This window comes from Mycobacterium sp. E3198, from assembly GCF_001667015.1.
In the GTDB taxonomy this organism is placed as follows: Bacteria; Actinomycetota; Actinomycetes; order Mycobacteriales; family Mycobacteriaceae; genus Mycobacterium.
This window is the reverse complement of sequence record NZ_LZIS01000129.1, coordinates 16582-41220: the sequence shown is the minus strand read 5'-3', so window position 1 is coordinate 41220 and position 24639 is coordinate 16582. Positions and strand designations below refer to the sequence as shown.

General features: G+C 69.6%; 17 protein-coding genes. 8 read left to right on the top strand and 9 right to left on the bottom strand.

Annotated elements, in window-relative coordinates; genetic code table 11:
• Positions 1 to 56: 56 nt before the first annotated feature.
• Together A5673_RS14925 and A5673_RS14920 are read right to left on the bottom strand one after the other, a co-directional pair.
• Positions 57 to 1175, bottom strand: a complete 1119-nt coding sequence (locus A5673_RS14925; protein WP_068233529.1) for an FAD-binding protein — start codon at positions 1173 to 1175, stop codon at positions 57 to 59.
• Positions 1172 to 1999 (bottom strand): uracil-DNA glycosylase, encoded by an 828-nt coding sequence (locus A5673_RS14920; RefSeq protein ID WP_068233521.1) that lies wholly within the window; start codon positions 1997 to 1999, stop codon positions 1172 to 1174. The genes A5673_RS14925 and A5673_RS14920 overlap by 4 nt, the downstream gene beginning before the upstream one ends.
• Positions 2000 to 2060: 61 nt before the next feature.
• Here A5673_RS14920 and A5673_RS14915 point away from each other — a divergent pair, with 61 nt between their 5' ends.
• The gene (locus A5673_RS14915) at positions 2061 to 3302 is read left to right on the top strand and encodes an MFS transporter (RefSeq protein ID WP_068233519.1); all 1242 of its coding nucleotides are present in this window, start codon (positions 2061 to 2063) and stop codon (positions 3300 to 3302) included.
• Here the strand turns inward: A5673_RS14915 and A5673_RS29555 are convergent, their stop codons facing one another.
• On the bottom strand, positions 3303 to 3905 hold the full coding sequence (locus A5673_RS29555; RefSeq protein ID WP_068233515.1) for an SHOCT domain-containing protein: 603 nt from the start codon (positions 3903 to 3905) through the stop codon (positions 3303 to 3305).
• A gap of 65 nt (positions 3906 to 3970) precedes the next feature.
• Here A5673_RS29555 and A5673_RS14905 point away from each other — a divergent pair, with 65 nt between their 5' ends.
• The 3 genes from A5673_RS14905 to A5673_RS14895 all read left to right on the top strand — a co-directional run bounded on the left by A5673_RS14905 (position 3971) and on the right by A5673_RS14895 (position 7313).
• Positions 3971 to 5338 (top strand): FAD-binding oxidoreductase, encoded by a 1368-nt coding sequence (locus A5673_RS14905; RefSeq protein ID WP_068233509.1) that lies wholly within the window; start codon positions 3971 to 3973, stop codon positions 5336 to 5338.
• A 158-nt stretch (positions 5339 to 5496) separates the two neighbouring features.
• Complete coding sequence (locus A5673_RS14900; protein ID WP_197518386.1) at positions 5497 to 6738, top strand: cytochrome P450; 1242 nt, start codon at positions 5497 to 5499, stop codon at positions 6736 to 6738.
• Positions 6738 to 7313, top strand: a complete 576-nt coding sequence (locus tag A5673_RS14895) for a TetR/AcrR family transcriptional regulator (RefSeq protein WP_068233500.1) — start codon at positions 6738 to 6740, stop codon at positions 7311 to 7313. The genes A5673_RS14900 and A5673_RS14895 overlap by 1 nt, the downstream gene beginning before the upstream one ends.
• A gap of 9 nt (positions 7314 to 7322) precedes the next feature.
• Here A5673_RS14895 and A5673_RS14890 read toward each other — a convergent pair whose 3' ends face one another.
• Genes A5673_RS14890 through A5673_RS14870 form a run of 5 tightly spaced genes read right to left on the bottom strand, consistent with a single transcriptional unit; the run spans position 7323 to position 13765 of the window.
• The gene (locus A5673_RS14890; RefSeq protein WP_082958752.1) at positions 7323 to 8555 is read right to left on the bottom strand and encodes a lysine N(6)-hydroxylase/L-ornithine N(5)-oxygenase family protein; all 1233 of its coding nucleotides are present in this window, start codon (positions 8553 to 8555) and stop codon (positions 7323 to 7325) included.
• 10 nt (positions 8556 to 8565) lie between these two features.
• Positions 8566 to 9372, bottom strand: a complete 807-nt coding sequence (locus A5673_RS14885; protein ID WP_068233494.1) for a GNAT family N-acetyltransferase — start codon at positions 9370 to 9372, stop codon at positions 8566 to 8568.
• A gap of 11 nt (positions 9373 to 9383) precedes the next feature.
• A complete protein-coding gene (locus A5673_RS14880; protein WP_082958751.1) occupies positions 9384 to 10925 on the bottom strand; it encodes a DHA2 family efflux MFS transporter permease subunit in 1542 nt (513 codons plus the stop codon).
• A 30-nt stretch (positions 10926 to 10955) separates the two neighbouring features.
• Positions 10956 to 12098: an acyltransferase gene (locus A5673_RS14875; RefSeq protein ID WP_068233493.1), complete on the bottom strand. Its 1143-nt coding sequence runs from the start codon at positions 12096 to 12098 to the stop codon at positions 10956 to 10958.
• Positions 12095 to 13765, bottom strand: a complete 1671-nt coding sequence (locus A5673_RS14870) for a DEAD/DEAH box helicase (protein ID WP_068233491.1) — start codon at positions 13763 to 13765, stop codon at positions 12095 to 12097. Before A5673_RS14870 ends, A5673_RS14875 begins: the two co-directional genes overlap by 4 nt.
• Before the next feature lie 185 nt (positions 13766 to 13950).
• Here A5673_RS14870 and A5673_RS14865 point away from each other — a divergent pair, with 185 nt between their 5' ends.
• Together A5673_RS14865 and A5673_RS14860 are read left to right on the top strand one after the other, a co-directional pair.
• Positions 13951 to 14550, top strand: coding sequence for an LppP/LprE family lipoprotein (locus A5673_RS14865; protein WP_082958750.1), 600 nt, complete (start codon positions 13951 to 13953; stop codon positions 14548 to 14550).
• Between the two features lie 61 nt (positions 14551 to 14611).
• On the top strand, positions 14612 to 18010 hold the full coding sequence (locus A5673_RS14860) for a TM0106 family RecB-like putative nuclease (protein ID WP_068233485.1): 3399 nt from the start codon (positions 14612 to 14614) through the stop codon (positions 18008 to 18010).
• On the opposite strand, the gene A5673_RS14855 is transcribed toward A5673_RS14860, so the two are convergent.
• Positions 18007 to 19749: an MFS transporter gene (locus tag A5673_RS14855; protein WP_082958747.1), complete on the bottom strand. Its 1743-nt coding sequence runs from the start codon at positions 19747 to 19749 to the stop codon at positions 18007 to 18009. The two genes, A5673_RS14860 and A5673_RS14855, sit on opposite strands and share 4 nt — an antisense overlap.
• Before the next feature lie 164 nt (positions 19750 to 19913).
• Here A5673_RS14855 and A5673_RS14850 point away from each other — a divergent pair, with 164 nt between their 5' ends.
• Together A5673_RS14850 and A5673_RS14845 are read left to right on the top strand one after the other, a co-directional pair.
• Positions 19914 to 20678 carry a hypothetical protein gene (locus tag A5673_RS14850; protein ID WP_068233480.1) on the top strand — a complete coding sequence of 255 codons (765 nt, stop codon included), beginning with the start codon at positions 19914 to 19916 and terminating at the stop codon, positions 20676 to 20678.
• Positions 20679 to 20851: 173 nt separating this feature from the next.
• Positions 20852 to 24589 (top strand): multifunctional oxoglutarate decarboxylase/oxoglutarate dehydrogenase thiamine pyrophosphate-binding subunit/dihydrolipoyllysine-residue succinyltransferase subunit, encoded by a 3738-nt coding sequence (locus tag A5673_RS14845; protein WP_068233479.1) that lies wholly within the window; start codon positions 20852 to 20854, stop codon positions 24587 to 24589.
• Positions 24590 to 24639: the final 50 nt, after the last annotated feature.

Sequence of the window (24639 nt, the reverse complement as noted above, 5' to 3'; positions counted from 1 at the left end):
CCGACTTTTCGCCGCGGCTTCACACCCAAAGCCCAGGCTTCACACCCGAAGCGCGATCAGTAGTCCTTCAACGTGATGGAGTTGACGATGCGGTCGAACACCTCCTGCGGGATAGGCGCACCCCCGGGGATGTTGTCGATCACCAGCCACTGGTTGCGCTTGACGTAGTCCTGAAATTCCTTCTGGTAGTTGGCGAAACCGGCCTCATAGTCGTCACCGGCGGCCGCGAGCTCGCCCGCCAGAATGTAGGCGCCCAGCAGCGCGACGCTGGTGCCCTGGCCCGACAGCGGCGAGCAGCAATACCCCGCGTCCCCGACGAGGGCGACCCGGCCCTTCGACCAGCGGTCCATCTTGATCTGCGACATCTCGTCGAAGTAGAAGTCGGGGGCGGTCCGCATGTACTCGATCAGCTGCGGGCGGACCCAGCCGTCGTCGGCCATGCGCCGTTCCAGCTCGGCGAACACCGCCTCGGTGTCGCGGTAGTCGATCCGCAGGTCGGCCTCCATGAAGCCGACCATGGCCCGCGCCTCGGTGTTGTTGCGCGCGCTGTAGACGCCGACCATGGTGTTGTCGCCGTAGTGCCAGGTCTGCCAGTAGTCCAGGTCGAGGAAGTTCGGCACGGTGAAGATCGCCGCGTGGGTGCCCAGCCGCTCGATGAACTGCGCCTCCGGGCCGAAGACCAGCCGGCGCACGTTGGAGTGCAGGCCGTCGGCGCCGATCACCAGGTCGAAGGTGCGCGCGTCGGCGCGCTCGAAGGTCACCTTGACCGAGGTGCCGTCGTCCTCCACCGCGGCGATGCTGTCGTCGAACATGTATTCCGTGTCCAGCTTCGTTGCGTCGTAGAGCAATTCGACGAGGTCGTCACGCAGCAGCTCGATGTCGGGGTTGGCGATGATCCCGCCGGTGGGCGTGGCTTCGGTGTCCTCCGACAGCTCGTTGCCGTCGCGGTCCACCACGGACGCACCCCGGATTCGCGTCCGCACGTGGTCGGCGGCCGCCCGCAGCATCATGCGTTCGAGCACCGTCAGCGCCGGGCCCCGCACGTCGATGGCCTGCCCGCCCGGCCGCAGCCCGGGGTGGCGTTCCACCACCGTCACCGAATAACCATGGCGGGCAAGCCAATACGCGGCCGTCGTCCCGGCCACGCTGGCACCGGAAACCAGGATATCGGTCACGTAACTCCCGCCAGTTTCTTCGCTTCGGTGAAGACGTCGTCGAGCATTTCCGGAGTCAACCTACCGGTGAACATATTTTGCTGGCTGGGGTGGTAGCAGCCCAGCAATCGCACCCCGGTTTCCAGCTCCACCGCGACGCCGTGGCCGAACCGCGGCTTGCGCAGTCCGGACAGGCCCGGCAACCGCAGCGCGATCTGCCACCCGAACCCGCCCAGGGCCACGATCACCTGGACATGCTCGGACACCAGCCGCCATTCGGCCTGCAGCCACGGCCAGCAGGTGTCCCGCTCCGCGGGCGTCGGCGCGTTGGCCGGGGGCGCGCAGCGCACCGGCGCCGAGATTCGAATCCCCTTGGCGCGCAAGCCGTCCGCCGCGTGGACGCTCGTCGGCTGGTTCACCAGCCCGGCGCGGTGCAGCGCCGCGTACAGCTGGTCTCCGGAGCGGTCCCCCGTGAACATCCGGCCGGTCCGGTTGGCGCCGTGCGCGGCGGGCGCCAGCCCGACGATCAGCAGCCAGGGCCGCTCCGATCCCCAGCCCGGGACCGGCCGCCCCCAATAGGGCTGATCGGCGAATGCCCGGCGCTTGACGGCGGCGACCTCCTCGCGCCAGGTGACCAGCCGCGGGCAGGCCCGGCAGACGCTGATCGCGGCGTCCAGTTCCGGGATCGACGCGGCTCCGGCCGCCAGCGCGGCGACCTGCGTCGGGTCGGCGGCCACCGGCGTCTGTGGGGTGGCCGGATCCCCCGGCCATCCGGTGCCGGGCACCACCGGAGACGTGAACTCCTGGCCGGTATGCGGGTGGGCGAGCACAGGAACATCCTGCATGAGCGCGAAAAATCGGTCGCTGCGACGAGCCCTTTGGCGCTACATTCAGCCGCGATATCCCATGAAAAGCAGCGGCCCGGCGGTTTTGATCCTGTTCGCCACCCTGGTGGCGACCGCGGGTACCGGCATCTCGATCGTCGCGTTCCCGTGGCTGGCGTTGCAGCACCACGACAGCGCGAAGGACGCGTCGGTGGTCGCCGCCGCCATGACGGTGCCGCTGGTGTTCGCCACGCTGGTGGCCGGGACGGCGGTCGACTTCTTCGGGCGCCGCCCGGTCTCGCTCGTCTCCGATTCGCTGTCCGGGACGGCGGTGGCCGCCGTGCCGGCGACGGCCTGGTTGTTCGGCGCGCAGGCGCTCAGCGTCGCGGTGCTGGCCGTGCTGGCCTTCTGCGCGGCCGGTTTCGACCCGGCGGGGATGACGGCGCGGCAGTCGATGCTGCCCGAGGCCGCCGACCGCGCGGGCTGGTCGCTGGACCGCACCAACAGCATCTACGAGGCGATCCAGAACCTCGGGTTCATCGTGGGCCCGGGCATCGGCGGCGTGATGATCGCCACCGTCGGCGGGACCAACACGATGTGGGTCACCGCGGGATTGTTCGGGTTGTCCTTCCTGGCGATCGGGGCGCTGCGGCTCGAGGGCGCCGGCCGGCCACACCATGCGACCCGGCCCGGCGGGTTGGTGTCCGGCGTCGCCGAGGGCATGCGATTCGTGTGGAACCTGCGGGTGCTGCGGGCGCTCGGGCTGATCGACCTGGTCGTCACGGCGCTGTACCTGCCGATGGAAAGCGTGCTGTTTCCCAAGTACTTCAGCGACCGCCACCAACCCGCGCAGCTGGGCTGGGCGCTGATGGCGTTGGGGGCCGGCGGGGTGGCGGGCGCGCTGGGCTACGCCGTGGTGTCCGGACGCACCCGGCGGCGGACGGCGGTGCTGACCGCGATGCTGACCTTCGGCGCGGCGACGGTCGGCATCGCGTTCCTGCCGCCGTTGCCGGTGATCCTGGTGCTATGCGCGGTCACCGGCGTGGTCTACGGGCCGATTCAGCCGATCTACAACTACGTGATGCAGACGCGTGCGCCGCGCCACCTGCGCGGCCGGGTGGTCGGGGTGATGACGGGGCTGACCTACGCGGCCGGCCCGTTGGGCCTGCTGGTCGCCGGGCCGCTGACCGACGCCGCCGGGCTGAAGGTCACGTTCCTGGCGTTGGCGGTGCCGATCCTGGTGATCGGCCTCATCGCGTGCGGCCTGCCCTCGCTGCGCGAGCTGGACCGCAAGCCGGAGTTCGCCGCGGAGTCGCCGCTGTGATCACTCGCCGAGGATCTTGCGCTTCTGCTGCTCGAACTCCTCCTCGGTGAGCAGGCCCCGGTCCTTCAGCGCGGCCAGCCGCTCCAGCCGGTCGATCGGGTCGGCAGGGTGCTGGGCTGCCGCCTGCGCCGCCTGCGCCGCGCCGAGCGCCTGCTGCTGCATCTCGGCGCCGCGCCGCATCATCTCTTGGCGGAAGGCGGTGGGATCGGCGATGGCCTGGCGGATGACGTCGCCCATCGGCATGCCCATGACCCGAGCGCCGGCGAGGTCGGGGCGCGCGGCGGTCACGGCGTCGATCGCCGCGTCCGCCGTGGCGGCCGGCTGGCGGTCGATTTCGACGCGGCTGTGATCCTTGGGGTCGTAGAGCACCGGCAGCCGCATGCCCGGCCGCGGCCGGGTCAGCTGGGGTAGCAGCGCGGTGACGCTGGCCTCGAAGGGCGGCTCGGCGTCGGGCGTGACCCGCAACGCCAGCTTCCAGCGAACCTCGGTGTTGCCGACCAGATTCGGGTTGCCGACGGTGACCGAGATCGCCGACTGCTCGGCGGCGACGACGTCCGCAACCGCCCGGATTCCGACCTTGCTGAGATTTCGCCGACCGAACACCTCTGACCCGACCTTTCGGAGAATCGCTCAACTGTACAGCGACGACGGGGCCGTAGGATCGGGTCGTGACTGCTGACGTCCTGGCCGAGCTGATCGCCGGCCTGCCCGACGGGATGGTCGTCACCGACCCGACCGTCACCGAGGGCTACCGGCAGGACCGCGCCTTCGACCCGGCGGCGGGCAAGCCGCTGGCCGTGGTCCGGCCGCGGCGCACCGAGGAGGTGCAGACGGTGCTGCGCTTGGCCACGGCGCACCGGGTGCCGGTGGTGACGAGGGGCGCCGGCAGCGGCCTGTCCGGCGGGGCGACCGCGCTGGACGACGGCATCGTGCTGTCGACGGAAAAGATGCGCGACATCACCGTCGACCCGGTCACCCGCACCGCGGTCTGCCAGCCGGGCCTGTTCAACGCCGAGGTGAAAAAGGCCGTCGCCGAGCACGGCCTGTGGTATCCGCCCGACCCGTCGTCGTTCGAGATCTGCAGCATCGGGGGCAACATCGCCACCAACGCCGGCGGGCTGTGCTGCGTGAAGTACGGCGTCACAACCGATTACGTGCTGGGCATGCAGGTGGTGCTGGCCGACGGCACCGCGGTGCGCCTCGGTGGCCCGCGGCTGAAGGACGTCGCGGGGCTGTCGCTGACCAAGCTGTTCGTCGGCAGCGAGGGCACCTTGGGCGTCGTCACGGAGGTGACGCTGCGGCTGCTGCCCGCGCAGAACACGTCGAGCGTGGTGGTGGCGTCGTTCGGGTCGGTCTCCGCGGCCGTCGACGCGGTGCTGGGAACCGTTGCGCGCCTGCGCCCTTCGATGCTGGAGTTCATGGACAACGTGGCGATCAACGCCGTCGAGGACACGCTGCGGATGGACCTGGATCGCGGGGCGGCCGCGATGCTGGTGGCCGGCTCCGACGAACGGGGACGCGCGGGTTCCGAGGACGCAGAGGTGATCGCCGCGGTGTTCGCCGAAAACGGAGCGACGGAGGTGTTTTCGACCGACGACCCGGACGAGGGCGAGGCCTTCATCGCGGCGCGCCGGTTCTGCATCCCCGCGGTGGAGGCCAAGGGGTCCCTGCTGCTGGAGGATGTCGGGGTGCCACTGCCGGCGCTCGGGTCGCTCGTCACCGGCATCGAGCGGATCGCGGCGGAGCGGGACCTGATGATCTCGGTGATCGCGCACGCCGGAGACGGCAACACCCACCCGCTGATCGTGTACGACCCCGCCGACGCCGCGATGACCGAACGCGCCCATCTCGCATTCGGCGAGATCATGGACCTGGCCGTCGGGCTGGGCGGCACGATCACCGGCGAGCACGGGGTCGGCCGGTTGAAGAGACCCTGGCTGGACGGTTACCTGGGCCCCGACGTCATGGAGCTGAACCAGCGCATCAAGCGCGCGCTGGACCCGCTGGGCATCCTGAACCCGGGCGCCGCGATCTAAGTTCGGCTCGTTCGGTGCATTGAATGTGCGCTGTCGGCGTTGGGTGTGAGCCGTTGGTGCGATTTTGTGCGCTTTTGCGCCTTGGACGCACGCCCAAAGCCCTCAACGCACCCTGAACGAGCCTTGACACGCCGCCGCACTTGTCGTACGAATGAGACATGGCTGCGGTTATGTCTCACGAGGCCCCGGCGGCGTTCCGGCTCGCCACCGCCGACACCTGGCCCGCCCCCTGGTCGATGTACCGCGCGCTGCGCGACCACGACCCGGTGCACCACGTGGTTCCCGACGGCAGGCCCGCCGACGATTACTACGTGCTGTCCCGGCACGCCGACGTCTGGGCGGCGGCCCGTGACCACGAGACGTTCTCCTCGGCGCAGGGCCTGACTGTCAACTACGGCGAGCTGGATCTCATTGGCCTGCGAGACAATCCACCGTTCGTGATGCAGGACCCCCCAGTGCACACCGAGTTTCGCAAGCTGGTGTCGCGCGGCTTCACGCCGCGGCAGGTCGAGGCGGTAGAGCCCAAGGTGCGTGACTTCGTCGTCGAGCGCATCGAGCGGCTACGCGCCCGCGGCGGCGGCGACATCGTCACCGAGCTGTTCAAACCGCTGCCGTCGATGGTGGTGGCCCACTACCTCGGTGTGCCCGAGGAGGATCGGGCGCAATTCGACGGCTGGACGGAGACCATCGTCGCGGGAAACACTGCGGACGGCGGGATCGGCGCGGCGCTGGACAACGTCGGCGAGGCCATCGGATCGATGATGGCCTACTTCACCGGGCTGATCGAGCGGCGCCGCGGCGAGCCCGAGGACGACACGATCTCGCACCTGGTGGCGGCCGGGGTGGGTTCCGACGGCGACATCGCCGGCACCCTGTCGGTGCTGGCGTTCACGTTCACGATGGTCACCGGCGGCAACGACACCGTCACCGGAATGCTCGGCGGCTCCATGCCTTTGCTGCACGAGCGCCCCGATCAGCGGCGGCGTCTGGTCGACGACCCCGGCCTGATTCCCGATGCGGTCGAGGAGCTGCTGCGGTTGACGTCGCCGGTGCAGGGGCTGGCGCGCACCGCCACCCGCGACGTGACGATCGGCGAAACCACCATCCCGGCCGGCCGCAAGGTCCTGCTGCTGTACGGGTCGGCCAACCGGGACGAACGCCAGTACGGGCCGGACGCCGGCGAACTCGACCTGACCCGCTGCCCCCGCAACATCCTGACGTTCAGCCACGGCGCCCATCACTGCCTGGGCGCGGCCGCGGCCCGCATGCAGTCGCGGGTGGCACTCACCGAATTGCTGTCCCGTTGCCCGGATTTCGAGGTCGACGAGTCCGGCATCGTGTGGTCGGGCGGCAGTTATGTGCGGCGGCCGCTGTCGGTGCCGATTCGGTTGAACGTCTGATGCCCGACTGGCTGACCGCGACCCGCGGCGAGGCGGCCGTCGATCGGATACTCGACGCGGCCGGAGAGCTCTACACCCAGCGCGACCAGGCGTCCATCGGCATGAACGAAATCGCCAGGGCCGCGGGGTGTTCCCGTGCGACGCTGTACCGGTACTTCGAGAACCGCGAGGCGCTGCGGACGGCCTACGTGCACCGCGAGACGCGCCGGCTCGGCCGCGCGATCGCCGACGAGATCGGCGGCATCGAGGACCCGCGCGCGCGGCTGGTCGCCAGCATGACCGCCACGTTGCGGATGGTTCGCGAAAGCCCCGCGCTGTCAGCGTGGTTCGCCATCAGCCGTCCCCCCCTCGCCGGTGAGCTGGCCGGGCACTCCGAGGTGATCACCGCCCTGGCCGCGGCCTTCGTCGGTTCCCTCGGCCCGGACGATCCGGCCGTCGTCGAGCGCCGGGCCCGCTGGATGGTGCGGGTGCTCACGTCGCTGCTGATGTTCCCCGGCGCGGACGAGGCCGACGAGCGGGCGATGATCGAGGAGTTCGTCGTTCCGATCGTGGCCCCGGTTTCAGCGCGCGGCTAGGTGACTGCGCTACGCGGAGGCGACGTGCGGCCTCAGCCGCCGCCGCGTCTCGAACGCGGTGACGATTTCGCCGGCGCGCACCGCCACGTTCGACAGCAATGACGACGACAGGCCGTGGGTGTGCTCGACGCCGCCATTGAGGTAGATGTCGCCCGGGGCCCCCGCTTTGGGTATCAGCCGATAGTCCCGGGTGACGGCGGGCCGCCCGTCGGGGTCGAATTCGTAGCGGCCGGCCAGCTCGCCCAGCAGGCACCGCACGTCCGTCGGCGCGTAGCCCGTCGCGTAGACCACCGCATCGCAGTCCAGCGTGGTCCGGGAGTAATCGATGAGGCGGGAGATCGTCAGGCGCACCTTGTCCGGAAACTCCTGCGCAGCAATGACTTCGGAAGCATTATGCATGAACAGCCGGCGGGCACCCGACACCAGCTCGGCGTACTCGCGCGAGTAAAGCTCGTGGATCAGCGGCGGATCGACCGCCGAATAGTTGGTCGAGCGATGGTAGTCGAGCAGTCGTTCGCGCACTTGCGCGTCGGCACAGTAGATGTCGTCCATCGCCGACGGGTCGAATATGCGGTTCGCGTACGGGGTGTCGTCGGCGCTGCTGTAGCCGTATCGGGCGAAAACCGCGTGCACCTCGGCCTGCGGATAGGTCTCGTGCAGGTGGGCGACCACCTCGGCCGCGCTTTGACCCGCACCGACGACCGCGAATCGCCTTGGCGCGGAGGGGTTCAGCGCGGCCAGCTTGCCGAGCAGCCGGTGGCTGTGCCATTGCCGGGTAGTGTCGACGACGCCGGCGGGCAGTTCCGGGCGCAGCCCCGTCGCCACCACCAACGTTGCGGCATGGATGACGCGGTCGGGTTCGGTCCGCACCACGAATCCCAGTTCGGCCGGGGAGATTTCGACGACGCGGTGGCCGTAGCGGACGTCGGCGGCCACCCGCGCCGCGGCCCACTCGAGATAGTCGTGAAACTCCATCCGGCTGGGAAACAGCGTGTGCTGGCCGATGAATTCGACGAGCCGGCCGCGCTCGCGGAGGTAGTTGAGAAACGTGAAGTCGCTCTGCAGGTTTCGCAGGGTCACCAGGTCCTTGAGGAACGGAATCTGCATGCGCGCATGCGGCAGCAGCATCCCCAGGTGCCAACCGAATTCGGGTTGCTGCTCGAGGAACACGGCACCCAGGCCCCGCTCGTCCAACGCGATCGCCAAGGCGAGGTTCGACGGCCCGAAGCCGACGCCCAGCAGGCCGGTGTTCTCAGGAATGGGCATACGGGCGCGCCAACCGTTCCAGATAGCGTTCGCGGACTGTGTTCCTATCGAGCAGAACGACGAAATCGGCCATGTCGAAGTCGGGATCGTAGGAGGGTTCCCCGCAGATCATCCCGCCGATCCGCAGCGATCCCTGCACCATCGGCGGGATGCGCACCCGCCCCGGATCCGGCAGCTCGGAAAGGCTCAACCCGTTGACGGTGACGGGGTTGCGCGGATAGACCCGGTAGCGGTCGGGGGCGCGATGCCTGCTCAGGGCCGCGTCGCGCACACCCCGGACCAGCGCGCCGCGCGGGCCGCCGTCCTCCATCCGGACCGACAGCGACCCGATGCCGAATCGGTAGCCGCTGATCTCCTGGTATCGCAGGATTCCCGCCCACAACAAGCCCATCACCGCCCCGCTGCGGTGATCGGCGTGCACGGTCGCCCGGCCGAGTTCGACGAGCTCGTCACGGATCTCGTTCAGGCCACCGATGTCGAAGGTGGTGTCGGCGAACAGTCCACCGGCGGCGCGGGCGCCGTCGGGTGGCAGCAGCCGGTAGCACCCGACGATCTGTCCGGTCGTCTCGTCTCGGGCCAGCAGATGATCGCTGTACGGATCGAACTGATCGACGTCGACCATGTCCCCGCTCAGCGCTCCGCGGACGGCCTGCGGCAGCGCCGCGCCCATCTCCTCGGCAAACGTCTGGTAGCGCAACCGCTGGGCGGCCTCGATGTCCGCGGGGTCGCTGGAGATGACGACGCTGTAACGGTTGTTATCCGTCGCGGGGATGATCACCGCATCGCCCAACATGGATGGGAACGTTACACGGACATGCCTTCAGCAAACGGCATTTCGGGCTCATCGTGGCGACGCGCGCCGACGGCAATCAAGATCGCGGTCGCAATCGCGGCGACGGTGGCGGCGACGGCCGCGGCGACGAGGGCGGCCTGCATTCCGGCGGCGCTGGCCTGGCGGGCCGCCCGGGCGATGGCCGGCAGCGCGGGGCGGTATTCGGCGGGCAGGAAATCGAGCACCCGCAGGCCCGCGCCGGCGGACACGCTGTCGATCAGGCGGCGCGCGGCGCCGGGGCCGACGACGCCGAGCCGGGCCAGTTCGTGCGTGGCGCTGTCGGATGCGCGGGGACCGAACAACGCTCCCAGCCCGGCGACGCCGGCCAGGATGCCGACCTGGCGGACCGTGCTCACCGCGCCGGTCGCCATTCCGGCATCGGCGACCGGCACGAATTGCAGCGCGATGTCGGACGTCAACGCGAACAGGCCGCCCAGGCCCAGCCCGGCGACGACGGAACCCGCGATGAAGTGCGTCCACTGCGTGTTCTCCCCGACGCCGGTCATCAGCCACAGCCCCGCCGCGATCAGCGCCACGCCACCCGGGATCGACGTCCACGCGGGGAAATAGCGCGCGGCGGCCATCGCCAGCGGGGCGCCCAGCACGCAGGCGACGGTCAGCGGGAGCGCCCGCAGCCCGGACTGAAATGGGCTGTATCCCAGCGTGTTCATGAAATACAGCGCCAGGTAGTTGGTCGCGGCGATCAGCGTCCCCGCCGCGGCGAACGCCGCGAGCGACACCCCCGCAAAGCCCGCGCGACGCGCCAGGCGCAGGTCAAGCATCGGCGCGCTGTACCTCGACTCCCACCAACCGAATGCCGCCAGGCCCAACACGGCGACGGCGCTCAGCGTAAGGATCACCCCGTCGGTCCAGCCGCGGCGATTGCCGTCGATCAACGCGTACACGCCCGCGAAGAGCGCGGCCGACAGCACGGCCGTACCGATCAGGTCGAGCGGACGGTCTTGCGCGGCACGGGTTTCCGGGACGAACCGGACGGCGATCGCCAGGGCCACGACCCCGATCGGCACGTTGATCAAAAAGATCGACTCCCAGCCGAACGCCCCGACCAGGGCCCCGCCGAGCAGCGGCCCGACGGCGGCGCCGGCGCCCATCACGGCGCCGTAGATCGCGATCGCGATGCCTCGCGCCCGCTGGCCGGGAAAGGCCGCGGCCACCATCGGCAGCGAGACACCCAGCAGGACCGCCCCGCCCGTGCCCTGCAGCGCGCGGCACGCGTTGAGCGTCTCGATGTCGCGGGCCAGCGCGCAGCCGGCCGACGCCAGCGTGAACACGACCATCCCGGCCAGATAGAGCCGTCGGCGCCCGAGCCGGTCACCCAACGTGGCGGCGGTCAGCAGCAGTCCGGCCATCGGCAGCGCGTAGGCGTCGACCACCCATTGCAAACCGCTGAGGTCGGCGTCCAGGGTGGCCTGGATGTTGGCCAGCGCGGCCGACACGATGGTCATGTCGAGCAGCAACATGAACACCGCGAGGCAGACCGCGAGCAGGGTCAGGCGGGGGTGAACGGCTGTCCCGTCGGCCACCTAGCCGTCCCTGACCCGGGTGAACCGGTGCAGCAGCCAGGCCAGCGGGATGGTGACGACCATCGTGGCGACGAACAGGTAGCCCATCGAGCCGGTGTAGACGTGCGCCCGGACGATGTAGACCATCGCGAATTCCATCGTGATGAGGTGGATCAGGAAGATCTCGTAGGAGATCTCACCGAGCCACACCATCGGCCGGCTGGCCAGCAGCCGCGCATACGCGCCCTGGTTGCCCAGCGCCAGCGGCGCCACCGCGAGCGCGGCGATCACGGCGTAGAACACCGTCTTAAAGATCGCCTGGCTCAGCGTCGCGGGCGAGGTGGTGGGCGCGCCGGCGATGGGCGTCGACGCGATGAAGTAGCAGATGATCGCCAGCGGGATGGCCATGAAGGCGTAACAGTGCACCTTCATCGCCTGCAGCACCGTCAGCGCCATCCCGGCGAGGAACCACGCCAGGTAGGTGGGCAGCCACAGCCGGGCGCCGTCGGGAAACCAGTGATCGGTGTGCACCAGGACCAACCACCCCGGGCTGATCAGCGCCAGCGCCGCCAGGGTGGCCAGCATCGCCTTGGGCTGCCAGCGCCGCCGGGCGATCAGCACCAGCAGCACGTACGCCAGCAGCGGCAGCACCACGTAGAACGAGGCCTCCACCGCCAGGCTCCACATCTGCGTCAGGCCCTGGTGCAGGTACTTGCCCAGGTAGCCGTTGCAGTAGATCTGCGTGAGCGTCAGGTTGCGCACCAGTCCCAGCCAGGTGTGCCCTGGATTCGGGCCCGCCTCGCGGAAGTGGTAGAGCACGTAGGCGAACAGCACGGTGATGAGGTAGGCGGGCATGATGCGCCGAACCCGGTGCCGCGCATAGCGACTCACCGACGGCCACGGCCCCCCGGTGGCGGCCGCTTTCACCCACGGGCGGAACAGCAAAAAGCCCGACAGCACGAAGAAGATCGGCACGCCGATCTCCAGCCGGGAGCCGACCAGGCCCCAGTAGCCGTGGGTGTACTTGCCGGTGGTGTAGGCCGCGTGGGTGCCGACGACGGTGAGCGCGGCGACCGCGCGGATGCCGGTCAGCGATGCGACCCGATCGACGTGGGAGACCTGCTCGAGCCCGCCCTGGGCGTCCTGTTCCTCGGACAGGGTCATCGGCGTGGCTTGGCCTTGCCGGGTGAGCGGTCGGGCCGCAGGTCGATCAGCACGCCCGAGATGCGGGTCTGCTCGAGCTTCTTCAGGGTCGCCTTGGGCAGTTTGGCCGGCAGCTCCACCAGCGAGAAGTCCGGCCCGATGGCGATGTGGCCGAAATCGCTGCGGTGCAGGCCGCCCTCGTTGGCGATGGCGCCGACGATCGCGCCGGGACCGATCTTGTGCCGCTTGCCCACCGAGATCCGGTAGGTGGCGAAGTTCCTTGGCTGCCTCGGTCTTTCGCTTGTCCGTTCGGGGCGGTCCCGGCGCTCGCGCCGCTGCGGCGGCGGTTCGGGCGCCATCAGGAACGCCTCGCCGTCGCGGGACTGCACCGCCAGCGCCGCGGCGATGTCGGCCATCGGGACGTCGTGCTCGCGTTCGTAGTCCTGCACCAGCTTGCGGAACAGGTCGATCCCCGGGGCGGTGAGCGCGTCGGTGATGGAGTCGCCGAACTTCGTGATGCGCTGGGTGTTGACGTCCTCGACGGTGGGTAGCTCGGCCTCGGTGAGCGTTTGCCGCGTCGCCTTTTCGATCGCCTTGAGCAGATGGCGCTCCCGCGGGGACACGAACAGCACCGCGGTCCCGGACCGCCCGGCCCGGCCGGTGCGCCCGATGCGGTGCACGTAGGACTCGGTGTCGTGCGGGATGTCGTAGTTCAGTACGTGCGAGATGCGTTCGACGTCAAGGCCTCTGGCGGCCACGTCGGTGGCGACCAGGATGTCGATGCTGCCGTTTTTCAGGGCGGCGATGGTCCGCTCCCGCTGCGCCTGCGGGATGTCGCCGTTGATGGCGGCCGCGGAAAACCCTCTCGCCCGCAGCTTTTCGGCGACCTCCTCGGTGGCCTGCTTGGTGCGGACGAAGACGATCATCGCCTCGAACGGCTCCACCTCGAGAAGCCGCGTGAGCGCGTCCATCTTGCGGGGGCCGAAGACCTGGATGTAGCGCTGCGAAATGTTCTCGGCGGTAGCGGTTTTCGCCTTCGCGGTGATCTCGACCGGATCGTGCAGGTACTTCTTGGTGAGCTTGCGGATCGCCGGCGGCATGGTCGCCGAGAACAGGGCCACCTGCTTGTATTCCGGGGTGTCGGACAGGATGCGCTCGACGTCCTCGGCGAACCCCATGGTGAGCATCTCGTCGGCCTCGTCGAGCACCAGGTAGTCGATGTGGGACAGGTCCAGCGTGCCCCGCTCGAGGTGGTCGATGACGCGGCCCGGCGTGCCGACCACCACCTGCGCGCCGCGCCGCAGCCCGGCCAGCTGCACGCCATAGGACGACCCGCCGTAGACCGGCAGCACGTGGATCTGCGGCAGGTGCGCCCCGTAGCGGCTGAACGCCTCGGCGACCTGCAAGGCCAGCTCGCGCGTGGGCGCGAGCACCAGCGCCTGCGTCACTTTGCTGGTGACGTCGATCTTGGACAGGATCGGGATCGCGAACGCCGCCGTCTTGCCGGTGCCGGTCTGGGCCAGCCCGACGACGTCGGACCCGGCCATCAGCGGCGGGATCGTCGCCGCCTGGATGGCCGTCGGCGTCTCGTAGCCGACGTCGGCGGTTGCCTTCAGGACCGCAGGGTGAATCTGCAGGTCGGCGAACGTCGGAGAGGCAGCCTCGGGGGGACTGTCGGGGAGGGTCATCGCACCTTGGAGTGTAGTGGTGATCGCGGGCTTAGCGGACCGGAGCGCGGCGGCCCGCGGCGGCCCATCACGATCGCGAGCGTGCGTGTTTGCTCGGCGACACGCCGCGTGGGCGGTACATCTGCGCACGCTCGCCAAGGGAGAGCCGGCAACCCTCGGCCACGCCTGCCACGCCGACGGGCCCGATAACGGTACGGTTTCGCGATGTGTGTTCGCTGACTCATCGCGCGCTGACGGGCCTCGCCGTTGTCGTGTTTTCGGCTCTGACCGCCTGCGGTTCCGGGGATTCGACCGTCGCCAAGACACCGCAGGCGACGACGACCAGCGAGACCGCGTCGATCACGGCCCCCGCCACGCCGACGCCTGCCGCGGCCCCGCCCGGCGGTGGCCCGGCGCCGGCCGACCCCTGCGCGGTCAACCTCGCCTCGCCAACCATCGCGAAGGTCGTCTCGGAGCTGCCGCGCGACCCGCGCAGCCAGCAGGCCTGGAACCCCGAGCCGCTGGCCGGGAACTACAACGAGTGCGCTCAGCTGTCGGCGATCATCATCAAGGCCAATACCAACGCCGGCAATCCCTCGACCCGGGCGGTGCTTTTTCACCTCGGCCAGTTCATCCCGCAGGGCGTGCCCGACACCTACGGGTTCACCGGGATCGATCCGGCACAAACAACCGGCGACACCGTCGCCCTGACCTACCCCGCCGGTGTCACGGGCCTCAGCACCGATGTGCGGTTCCACTGGGACGGCAACGGCGTCCAGCTGATCGGCAACGCGCCCGGCCGCTGAGCCGACGGCCGGCCGGCGCAGCTCCGCCAGACTGTCGGCCGCCTCACCTACTGTGGCTGCTGTGTTCGTCACCGACGACAGGATCGTCTACAGCGCGTCGGACCTCGCCGCGGCCGCCCGCTGCGAGTACGCCCTGCTCAGGGACTTCGACGCCAAACTCGGCCGGGGCCCCGCGGTCGGCGTCGAGGACGAACTGCTCGCCCGCACGGCCACGCTCGGCACCGAGCACGAACGGCGGCGTCTCGACCGGTTCCGCGACGAGTTCGGCGACGGCGTCGCGGTGATCGGCCGCCCGGCATACACCGTTGCCGGGCTCGCCGCCGCGGCCGAGGCGACGCAGCGCGCCATCGCCAACCGCGCCCCCGTGGTGTATCAGGCCGCGATGTTCGACGGGCGCTTCGTCGGGTTCGCCGACTTCCTGGTGCGCGACGCCGACCGCTATCGGGTCATCGACACCAAGCTGGCGCGCTCCCCCAAGGTCACCGCGTTACTGCAGCTGGCCGCCTACGCCGACGCGCTGGCCGATTCGGGCGTTGCGGTGTCGCCGGAGGCCGAACTGGAGCTGGGCGACGGCACCGTCGTGCGCTACCGGGTCGGTGACCTGATTCCCGTATACCGTTCGCAGCGCGCGCATTTGCAGCGACTGCTCGACGAGCACCACGAGGCGGGCACGCCGGTGCGCTGGGACGACGACGGCGTGGCCGCCTGCTTTCGCTGCCCGTTGTGCACCGAACAGCTGCGCGCCAACGATGACTTGCTGCTGGTCGCCGGCATGCGAATCGCCCAGCGGGACAAGCTCATCGGCGCCGGCATCACCACGATCGCAGCCCTGGCCGACCATGCCGGCCCGGTGCCCGACCTGGCGCCCCCGGCGCTGAACAAGCTGACAGCGCAGGCCAAACTGCAACTGCGCCAACGCGACACCGGAATGCCGCAATTCGAGCTCGTCGACCCCCATCCGCTGACCCTGCTGCCCGAACCGGATCCCGGCGACCTGTTCTTCGACTTCGAGGGCGACCCGCTGTGGACGGCCGATGCCCACGAGTGGGGCCTCGAGTATCTGTTCGGCATCCTGGACGCCACGGGAAACTTTCACGCGCTGTGGGCGCACGACCGGATGGACGAACGCAAGGCGCTCATCGATTTTCTGGCGATGGTCAAAAAGCGCCGCAAGCGCCGGCCCAACATGCACATCTACCACTACGCGCCCTACGAAAAGACGGCTCTCCTCAAGCTCGCCGGGCGGTACGGCGTCGGCGAGGACGAGGTGGACGAGCTGCTGCGCAGCGGCACGCTCGTCGACCTGTATCCCCTGGTGCGCAAGAGCATTCGCGTCGGGGCGGAGTCGTTCAGCCTCAAGGCGCTCGAACCGCTCTACATGGGGGCGCAGCTGCGCGCCGGTGACGTCACCACGGCGGCCGAATCGATCACCTCCTACGCCCGCTACTGTGACCTGCGCGCCGCCGGCGAACACGACGACGCCGCATCCGTGCTCAAGGAAATCGAGGAATACAACCACTACGATTGCCGCTCGACCCGCGAGCTACGCAACTGGCTGATGCTGCGGGCGTACGAGTCCGGCGTCGTACCGATTGGCGCCCAACCGGTTCCGGAGGGCAACACCGTCGACGACCGCGACCAGGTGGCGGTGACGTTGTCGACGTTCGCCGGGGACGCGGGAGTCGGCAACCGTACGGCCGAGCAGACGGCGGTGGCCCTGGTGTCGGCAGCCCGCGGCTACCACCGGCGCGAGGACAAGCCGTTCTGGTGGGCCCATTTCGACCGGCTGAACTTTCCCGTGGAGGAATGGTCCGACAACACCGACGTCTTCCTCGCCGAGTCGGCGTCGGTCGACGCCGACTGGCACATCCCGCCCCGCGCGCGCAAGCCGCGGCGTCAGGTGCAACTCAGGGGACAGCTGGCGCGCGGTGACCTGATGAAAGGTGTCTTTGCGCTCTACGAGCCCCCGGCCCCACCGGGCATGACGAACAACCCGGACCGGCGCGCGGCCGGCCGCGCCGAAGTCGTCGCGGTCGACGACCCGGCGGTGCCCACGAAGGTCACCATCGTGGAGCGCGTCGGCAACGACGGCAACACCTTTCACCAGCTGCCGTTCGCCCTTACCCCCGGCCCGCCGATCCCCACGACGGCACTGCGGGAGTCGATCGAGACGACCGCCGCAGCGGTGGCCGCCGGGCTGCCGCGTCTACCGCGCAGCGCGGTGGCCGACATCCTGCTGCGCCGCGCGCCCCGCACCCGCAGCGTCAACCCACTGCCCCGCGGCACCGACACCGTCGCCGACATCACCGCCGCCGTCCTGGATCTGGACTCGTCGTACCTGGCGGTGCACGGGCCGCCGGGCACCGGCAAGACCCACACCGCAGCGCGCGTCATCGAACGATTGGTCACCGGCCATGGCTGGCGCATCGGCGTGGTGGCGCAATCCCACGCCACGGTGGAGAACCTGTTGGACTGCGTGATCGACGCGGGCCTGGATCCGGCGCGGGTCGCAAAGAAGCCCGCCGGCCACGACGCGCCCCGCTGGCAGGAGATCGAGTCCAACGAGTACGCGGCGTTCGTCACCGGCACCCGGGGCTGCGTGATCGGCGGCACCGCATGGGATTTCGCCAACGCCACCCGGGTGCCGCCGGGCGCGCTGGACCTGCTGGTGATCGACGAGGCGGGCCAGTTCTGCCTGGCCAATACCATCGCGGTGGCACCGGCGGCCGCCAACCTGCTGCTGCTCGGCGACCCCCAGCAGCTGCCCCAGGTCAGCCAGGGAACGCACCCCGAACCGGTCGACACGTCGGCGCTCGACTGGCTGGTGGACGGCGGGCGCACCCTGCCCGACGAACGCGGCTACTTCCTGGACCGCTCCTACCGCATGCACCCGGCGGTCTGCGCCGCCGTGTCCGCGCTGTGCTACGAGGGCAGGCTGCATTCCCACGAGTGCGCCGCCAACCGTAGTCTCGACGGCTACCAGCCCGGTGTGCACGTAAAAACGGTTGCCCACCAGGGTAATTCGACCGAGAGCCCCGAGGAGGCGGACGCCCTCGTCGCGCAGATCGGCGAGATCCTCGGCCGGTCGTGGACCGACGAGCGCCGCTCCCGAAAGTTGACCACCCCCGACGTGCTGGTGCTGGCCCCGTACAACGCGCAGGTGACGCTGATTCGCCGACGGCTGGAGTCCGCCGGGCTCGGCGCCGTGCGGGTCGGCACCGTCGACAAATTTCAGGGCGGGCAGGCGCCGGTGGTGTTCGTATCGATGACGGCGTCGTCGGTCGACGTGGCGCCGCGCGGAATCGCGTTCCTGCTCAACCGGAACCGGCTCAACGTGGCCGTCAGCCGGGCGCAGTACGCCGCGGTGATCGTCCGCTCGCAGTCGCTCACCGAGTATCTCCCCGGCACACCCGCGGGCTTGATCGACCTGGGCGCGTTCCTCGCGCTGACGCGGGACTAGCCGGCCGGCGAGTGCCGGCCGTAGCCGACGGGCGGCTCGTCCGGATCGGGGCGGTAGCGGTGTCCCGGTGCCACCATCGGGCGCGGCGGCTGCCCGCCCTCGATCCGAGCGCCACGAGAACCATTGCGGGCGAGGCCGGTCGGCGCGGGGCCAGCGTCCGGTTCGCGGAGCAGGATGAATTCGACGTACTCGTCGTCGTCATAGTCGTCGCCGACGACGTCGCCCTCGTCGGCCTCGGCGCCGCCGGCCGGGCGGGCGAACCCGAGCAGGAACAGCGCGGCGATGATGCCGAACAGCGCGATGAACGCGGGCAGCAGCACCGACTGCGCCATCGCGGCGGAAAACGGGGCGCGCAGGAACTCGGGCAGTTGCGCGGAAGCGGTGTCGTCGCCGACCGGCGCGGCCGACGGCAGCTCGGCGCCGATCCGCCACGTCATGAACGCGGCCATGCCCGCGCTGCCGAGCACCGCCCCCAGCTGGCGCACCGAGTTGTACACGGCGGAGCCCGTCCCGGCCAGGTCGTCGGGCAGGTTGCGCGTCGCGGTGGCCGTCAGCGGCGCCCACACGAACGCGCTCCCGACGCCGATCACCGCGAACGGCAGCAGCAGCCGCCAGATCGGCGTCGACGGGGACATCTCGAACGAAAGCCAGGTCAGCCCGATCGCCATCATCGAGAAGCCGAAACCGAGCACCGGGCGCGGGTGGTACCGGTCGACGAGCACCCCCGCGAACGGCGCCAGCACACCGCCCATGACGGCCATCGGCGCGATCACCAGGGCCGAGCGTGTGGGCGACAGCCCGCAGCCGGCCTGCAGGAAGAACGGCAGCGGCAGCATCAACGCCGTCGTCGCGAACGAGGTGATGGCGACCCCGGCGTTGCACACGGTGAAGTCGCGGTCGGCGAAGACCTGCAGCGGGATCAGCGGCTCCCGGGTGTTGATGGCCTGCCAGTAGACGAACACCGACATGAATCCGACGCCGGCGACGATCATCGCCCAGATCCACGGCTGCCAGTGGCCGGCCTGGCCCTGCTGCAGGCCGAACACGATCAGGAACATGCCCAGCCCGGACAGCGCGACACCGACCAGGTCGAACCGGTGCGCCTGGGTCGGGAGCGCGGGAACGCCCCACACCGCCAGCGCCAGCCCGGCGACGCCGATGGGGACGTTGACGAAGAAGATCCACTGCCAGCCCAGCCCGTCGACCAGCGCGCCGCCGACCAGCGGGCCGACCAGGGTGGCCACGCCGGCGGTGGAGCCCCACAGGCTCACCGCCACCCCACGCCGCTCCGGCGGGAAGATCCTGGTGATCGTCGACAGGGTCTGCGGGGTGAGCACCCCGGCCCCCACGCCCTGGACCACGCGGGCCGCGATCAGCATGGCGGCGCTGCCCGACAACCCGCACCACATCGACGCGGCGGTGAACACCGCCAGCCCGATCAGGTAAAGGTTCTTGGTGCCGAACCGATCGCCGAGCCGCCCGGCCACCAGCAGCACCACCCCGTATCCCAGCAGGTAGGCGCTGGTCACCCAGACCACGGTGGCGTACCCGGTGTGCAGGTCGGCCTTGATGGTCGGGTTGGCGATGACGACGATGGTCGAGTCGACCATGATCATGAAGAAGCCGACCATCATCGCCCAGAGCGCGTTCCAGGGGTTCCCGGTGCCCCGCGGATTCGACGCCGTCGCCGAGTTCCACAGCGTCACGAAGTCGGCGCGACCCGACGTCGCCCTGGTCATGCGGCCTCCCCTGGACACGAACTGCCCGAACCTCACCCTGCCCGCATTATCCCGATGCGGCAATCGGCCGACACCGCGGGCTTGCTGACCGACCCAACGTTTCGGCAACGGGGGGTTAGCCTGGAAAAGGACGCCATGCGGCGGGGAAGGCCAGGAGAGGCAGTATGCGAGCCCGACGGAACAGAGCTGCACATATGTCAAAGCTGGACCCCACGCCGGCCGACGGCGGTCGGCCCAAAGCATCGGCGCGCGCATTGGCGCAGGTCATCGAGCGCAGCACGCGCATCCACGGCCCCGCGGCGCAGGCCTACGTCACGAGGCTGCGCCGGACGCACCCAGGCGCCAGCCCCACCGAAATCGACGCGAAGCTGGAAAAGCGCTACCTGGCCGCGTTGACGGCCAGCGGCGCCGCAGTCGGGTCGGCCGCGACGTTCCCCGGGGTCGGGACGGTGGCGGCGGTGTCGGCGGGTGCCGGGGAAACCGTGTTCTTCGTCGAGGCCACCGCCCTGTTCGTGCTGGCGAAGGCCGCGGTCTACAACATCCCGGCCGACCACCGGGAACGCCGCCGCGCCCTGGTGCTGGCCGTCCTGGTCGGAGACGACAGCCAGCGCGCGATCGGCGAGTTGATCGGCCCCGGCCGCACCCAGGGCGGTTGGCTGGCCGAGGGCATGGCGTCGCTGCCGCTGCCGACGCTGGGCCGGTTGAACACGCGGATGCTGAAGTACTTCGTCAAGCGGTACACGGTCCGCAAGGGCGCGCTGATGTTCGGCAAGGCGCTGCCGGTCGGCATCGGCGCCGTGATCGGCGGCGCCGGCAACCGGATGGTGGGCAAAAAGATCGTCACCAACGCCCGCCACGCGTTCGGGCCCGCCCCCGCCCGTTGGCCCAGCACGTTACGACTGTTGCCCCCGGTCCACGAGGCCGGCTAGCGGTTCGCTCACCGGTCGCACTCGCGGATCGCCGGCAAAAGGTTAGCCTTTATTGGGGCGGCAACGTCCCGGGACCGGCGCGGGTGTGAGGTGCCCCACCATCAGGGGCGCGGGAGAGTCGCAGGCGCGAGGAAAGCGCTTGCAGAGGAAAAGAATTGAGGCGAACAGCGGCCGTGAGCAACATATCGCCATTCGGGCAAAACGAATGGCTGGTCGAGGAGATGTACCGCAAGTTCCGCGACGACCCCTCTTCGGTCGACCCGAGCTGGCACGAATTCCTGGTCGACTACAACCCCGACGCCACCGCCGACACGGGTGACGGGCAGGCCGCCGAAGCACAGGCCCCCGCCGCGGAGCCCAAGCCCGCCGCGCCGGCGCCGGCGCAGCCCACCGGCGGCAACGGCGCCGCGGCCCCCGCCCCGGCGGCGCCCACAGCTCCCGCGGCTCCCGCGGCTCCCGTTAAAGGGGCCGCCGCTCCCCCGGCCACCGCAGCTCCCACCCCACCACCCGCGGACGGCGACGAGGTGCAGGTCCTGCGCGGCGCCGCCGCGGCCGTCGTCAAGAACATGTCGGCCTCGCTGGACGTGCCGACGGCGACCAGCGTCCGAGCGATTCCGGCCAAGCTCATGATCGACAACCGGATCGTCATCAACAACCAGCTCAAGCGCACCCGCGGCGGCAAGATCTCCTTCACCCACATCCTGGGCTACGCGCTGGTGCAGGCGGTCAAGCAGTTCCCGAACATGAACCGGCACTACGCCGAGCTCGACGGCAAGCCGACGTCGGTCACCCCGGCCCACACCAATCTGGGCCTGGCCATCGACCTGCAGGGCAAGGACGGCAAGCGCTCCCTGGTGGTGGCCGGCATCAAGCGCTGCGAGGAATTGCGCTTCGCGGAATTCGTCTCGGCCTACGAGGACATCGTCCGCCGCGCCCGGGACGGCAAACTGACCGCCGAAGACTTTGCCGGCGTGACGATTTCGCTGACCAACCCCGGCACCATCGGCACCGTGCACTCGGTGCCGCGGCTGATGGCCGGTCAGGGCGCCATCATCGGTGTGGGCGCGATGGAATACCCCGCCGAATTTCAGGGCGCCAGCGAGGAGCGCATCGCCGAGCTGGGCATCGGCAAGCTGATCACCCTCACGTCGACCTACGACCACCGCATCATTCAGGGCGCGGAATCCGGTGACTTCTTGCGCACGATCCACGAAACGCTGCTCTCGGATGCCTTCTGGGACGAGATCTTCCGCGAGCTGGGCAACCCGTATCTGCCGGTGCGCTGGAGCACCGACAACCCGGACTCGATCGTCGACAAGAACGCCCGGGTGATGGAGCTCATCGCGGCGTATCGCAACCGCGGTCACCTGATGGCCGACATCGACCCGCTGCGATTGGATTCGAACCGGTTCCGGAGCCACCCCGACCTCGAAATCCTCAACCACGGCCTGACGCTGTGGGATCTCGACCGGGTGTTCAAGGTCAACGGTTTCGCCGGTCGCGAATACAAAAAGCTGCGCGACGTTCTCGGCCTGCTGCGGGACGCCTACTGCCGCCACATCGGCGTCGAGTACACCCACATCCTCGAGCCCGAACAACAGGCGTGGCTACAGGAGCGGGTCGAGACCAAGCACGTCAAACCGACCGTCGCCCAGCAGAAGTACATCCTGAGCAAGCTCAACGCCGCCGAGGCCTTCGAGACCTTCCTGCAGACCAAATACGTTGGGCAGAAGCGGTTCTCGCTGGAGGGCGCCGAAAGCGTCATCCCGATGATGGACGCGGCCATCGACCAGTGCGCCGAGCACGGCCTCGACGAGGTGGTCGTCGGGATGCCGCACCGCGGTCGGCTCAACGTGCTGGCCAACATCGTGGGCAAGCCGTACTCACAGATCTTTTCCGAGTTCGAGGGCAACCTGAACCCGTCGCAGGCGCACGGCTCCGGGGACGTCAAATACCACCTGGGCGCCACCGGCGTGTACCTACAGATGTTCGGCGACAACGACATTCAGGTGTCGCTGACCGCCAACCCGTCGCACCTGGAGGCCGTGGACCCCGTACTCGAGGGCCTGGTGCGGGCCAAGCAGGACCTGCTGGATCACGGCTCCGAGGACGACGGCGACGAGAAAGCCTTCTCCGTGGTGCCGATGATGATGCACGGCGATGCCGCGTTCGCCGGCCAGGGTGTGGTCGCCGAAACGCTGAACCTGACGAACCTGCCCGGCTACCGCGTCGGCGGCACCATCCACATCATCGTCAACAACCAGATCGGGTTCACCACCGCCCCGGAGTTCTCCCGGTCCAGCGAGTACTGCACGGACGTCGCGAAAATGATTGGGGCGCCGATCTTTCACGTCAACGGCGACGACCCGGAGGCCTGTGAGTGGGTCGCGCGCCTGGCCGTGGATTTCCGCCAGGAGTTCCACAAGGACGTCGTCATCGACATGCTGTGCTACCGCCGGCGCGGACACAACGAGGGCGACGACCCGTCGATGACCAACCCGTACATGTACGACGTCGTCGACACCAAGCGCGGCGCCCGCAAGAGCTACACCGAAGCCCTGATCGGCCGCGGCGACATCTCGCTCAAGGAGGCCGAGGACGCGCTGCGCGACTACCAGGGCCAGCTGGAGCGGGTGTTCAACGAGGTCCGCGACCTGGAGAAGCACGGCGTGCAGCCCAGCGAGTCGGTGGAGGCGGACCAGCCCGTGCCCGCGGGGCTGGCCACCGCGGTGGACAAGTCGCTGCTGGCCCGCATCGGCGACGCGTTCCTGGCGGTGCCCGACGGGTTCACCGCGCACCCGCGCGTCCAGCCGGTGCTGGAAAAGCGCCGCGAGATGGCCTACGAGGGCAAGATCGACTGGGCGTTCGGCGAGCTGTTGGCGCTGGGTTCGCTGGTCTCCGAGGGCAAGTTGGTGCGCCTGTCCGGGCAGGACACCCGGCGCGGCACCTTCTCCCAGCGGCACTCGGTGGTCATCGACCGCAACACCGGCGAGGAGTTCACGCCGCTGCGGCTGCTGGCGACCAACCCCGACGGCACCCCCACCGGCGGCAAGTTCCTTGTCTACGACTCGCCGCTGTCGGAGTACGCAGCCGTCGGCTTCGAGTACGGCTACACCGTGGGCAACCCGGACGCGCTCGTGTTGTGGGAGGCGCAGTTCGGCGACTTCGTCAACGGCGCGCAGTCGATCATCGACGAGTTCATCAGCTCCGGTGAGGCCAAGTGGGGCCAGCTGTCCAACGTGGTGCTGCTGCTCCCGCACGGCCACGAAGGGCAGGGCCCCGACCACACCTCCGGCCGCATCGAACGCTTCCTGCAGCTGTGGGCGGAGGGTTCGATGACGATCGCGATGCCCTCGACGCCGTCCAACTACTTCCACCTGTTGCGCCGCCACGCCCTCGACGGCATCCAGCGCCCGCTCATCGTGTTCACGCCGAAGTCGATGCTGCGCAACAAGGCCGCCGTCAGCGACATCAAGGACTTCACCGAGATCAAGTTCCGCTCGGTGCTGGAGGAGCCCACCTACGAGGACGGCATCGGCGACCGCAGCAAGGTCCGTCGGATCCTGTTGACCAGCGGCAAGATCTACTACGAGCTGGCGGCGCGCAAGGCCAAGGACAACCGCGACGACGTCGCGATCGTGCGCATCGAACAGCTCGCGCCGCTGCCCAAGCGACGGCTCAACGAGACGCTGGACCGCTACCCGTCCGTCGAGCAGTTCTTCTGGGTCCAAGAGGAGCCCGCCAACCAGGGCGCCTGGCCGCGCTTCGGGCTGGAGTTGCCAGAACTGTTGCCCGACAAGCTGACCGGGCTCAAGCGGATCTCGCGCCGGGCGATGTCGGCCCCGTCGTCGGGTTCGTCGAAGGTGCACGCCGTCGAGCAGCAGGAGATCCTCGACACGGCGTTCGGCTGAGCCCGCCCGCCCCCTCTCTCCGCGAGCGTGCGTGTTTGTCCAACGACACG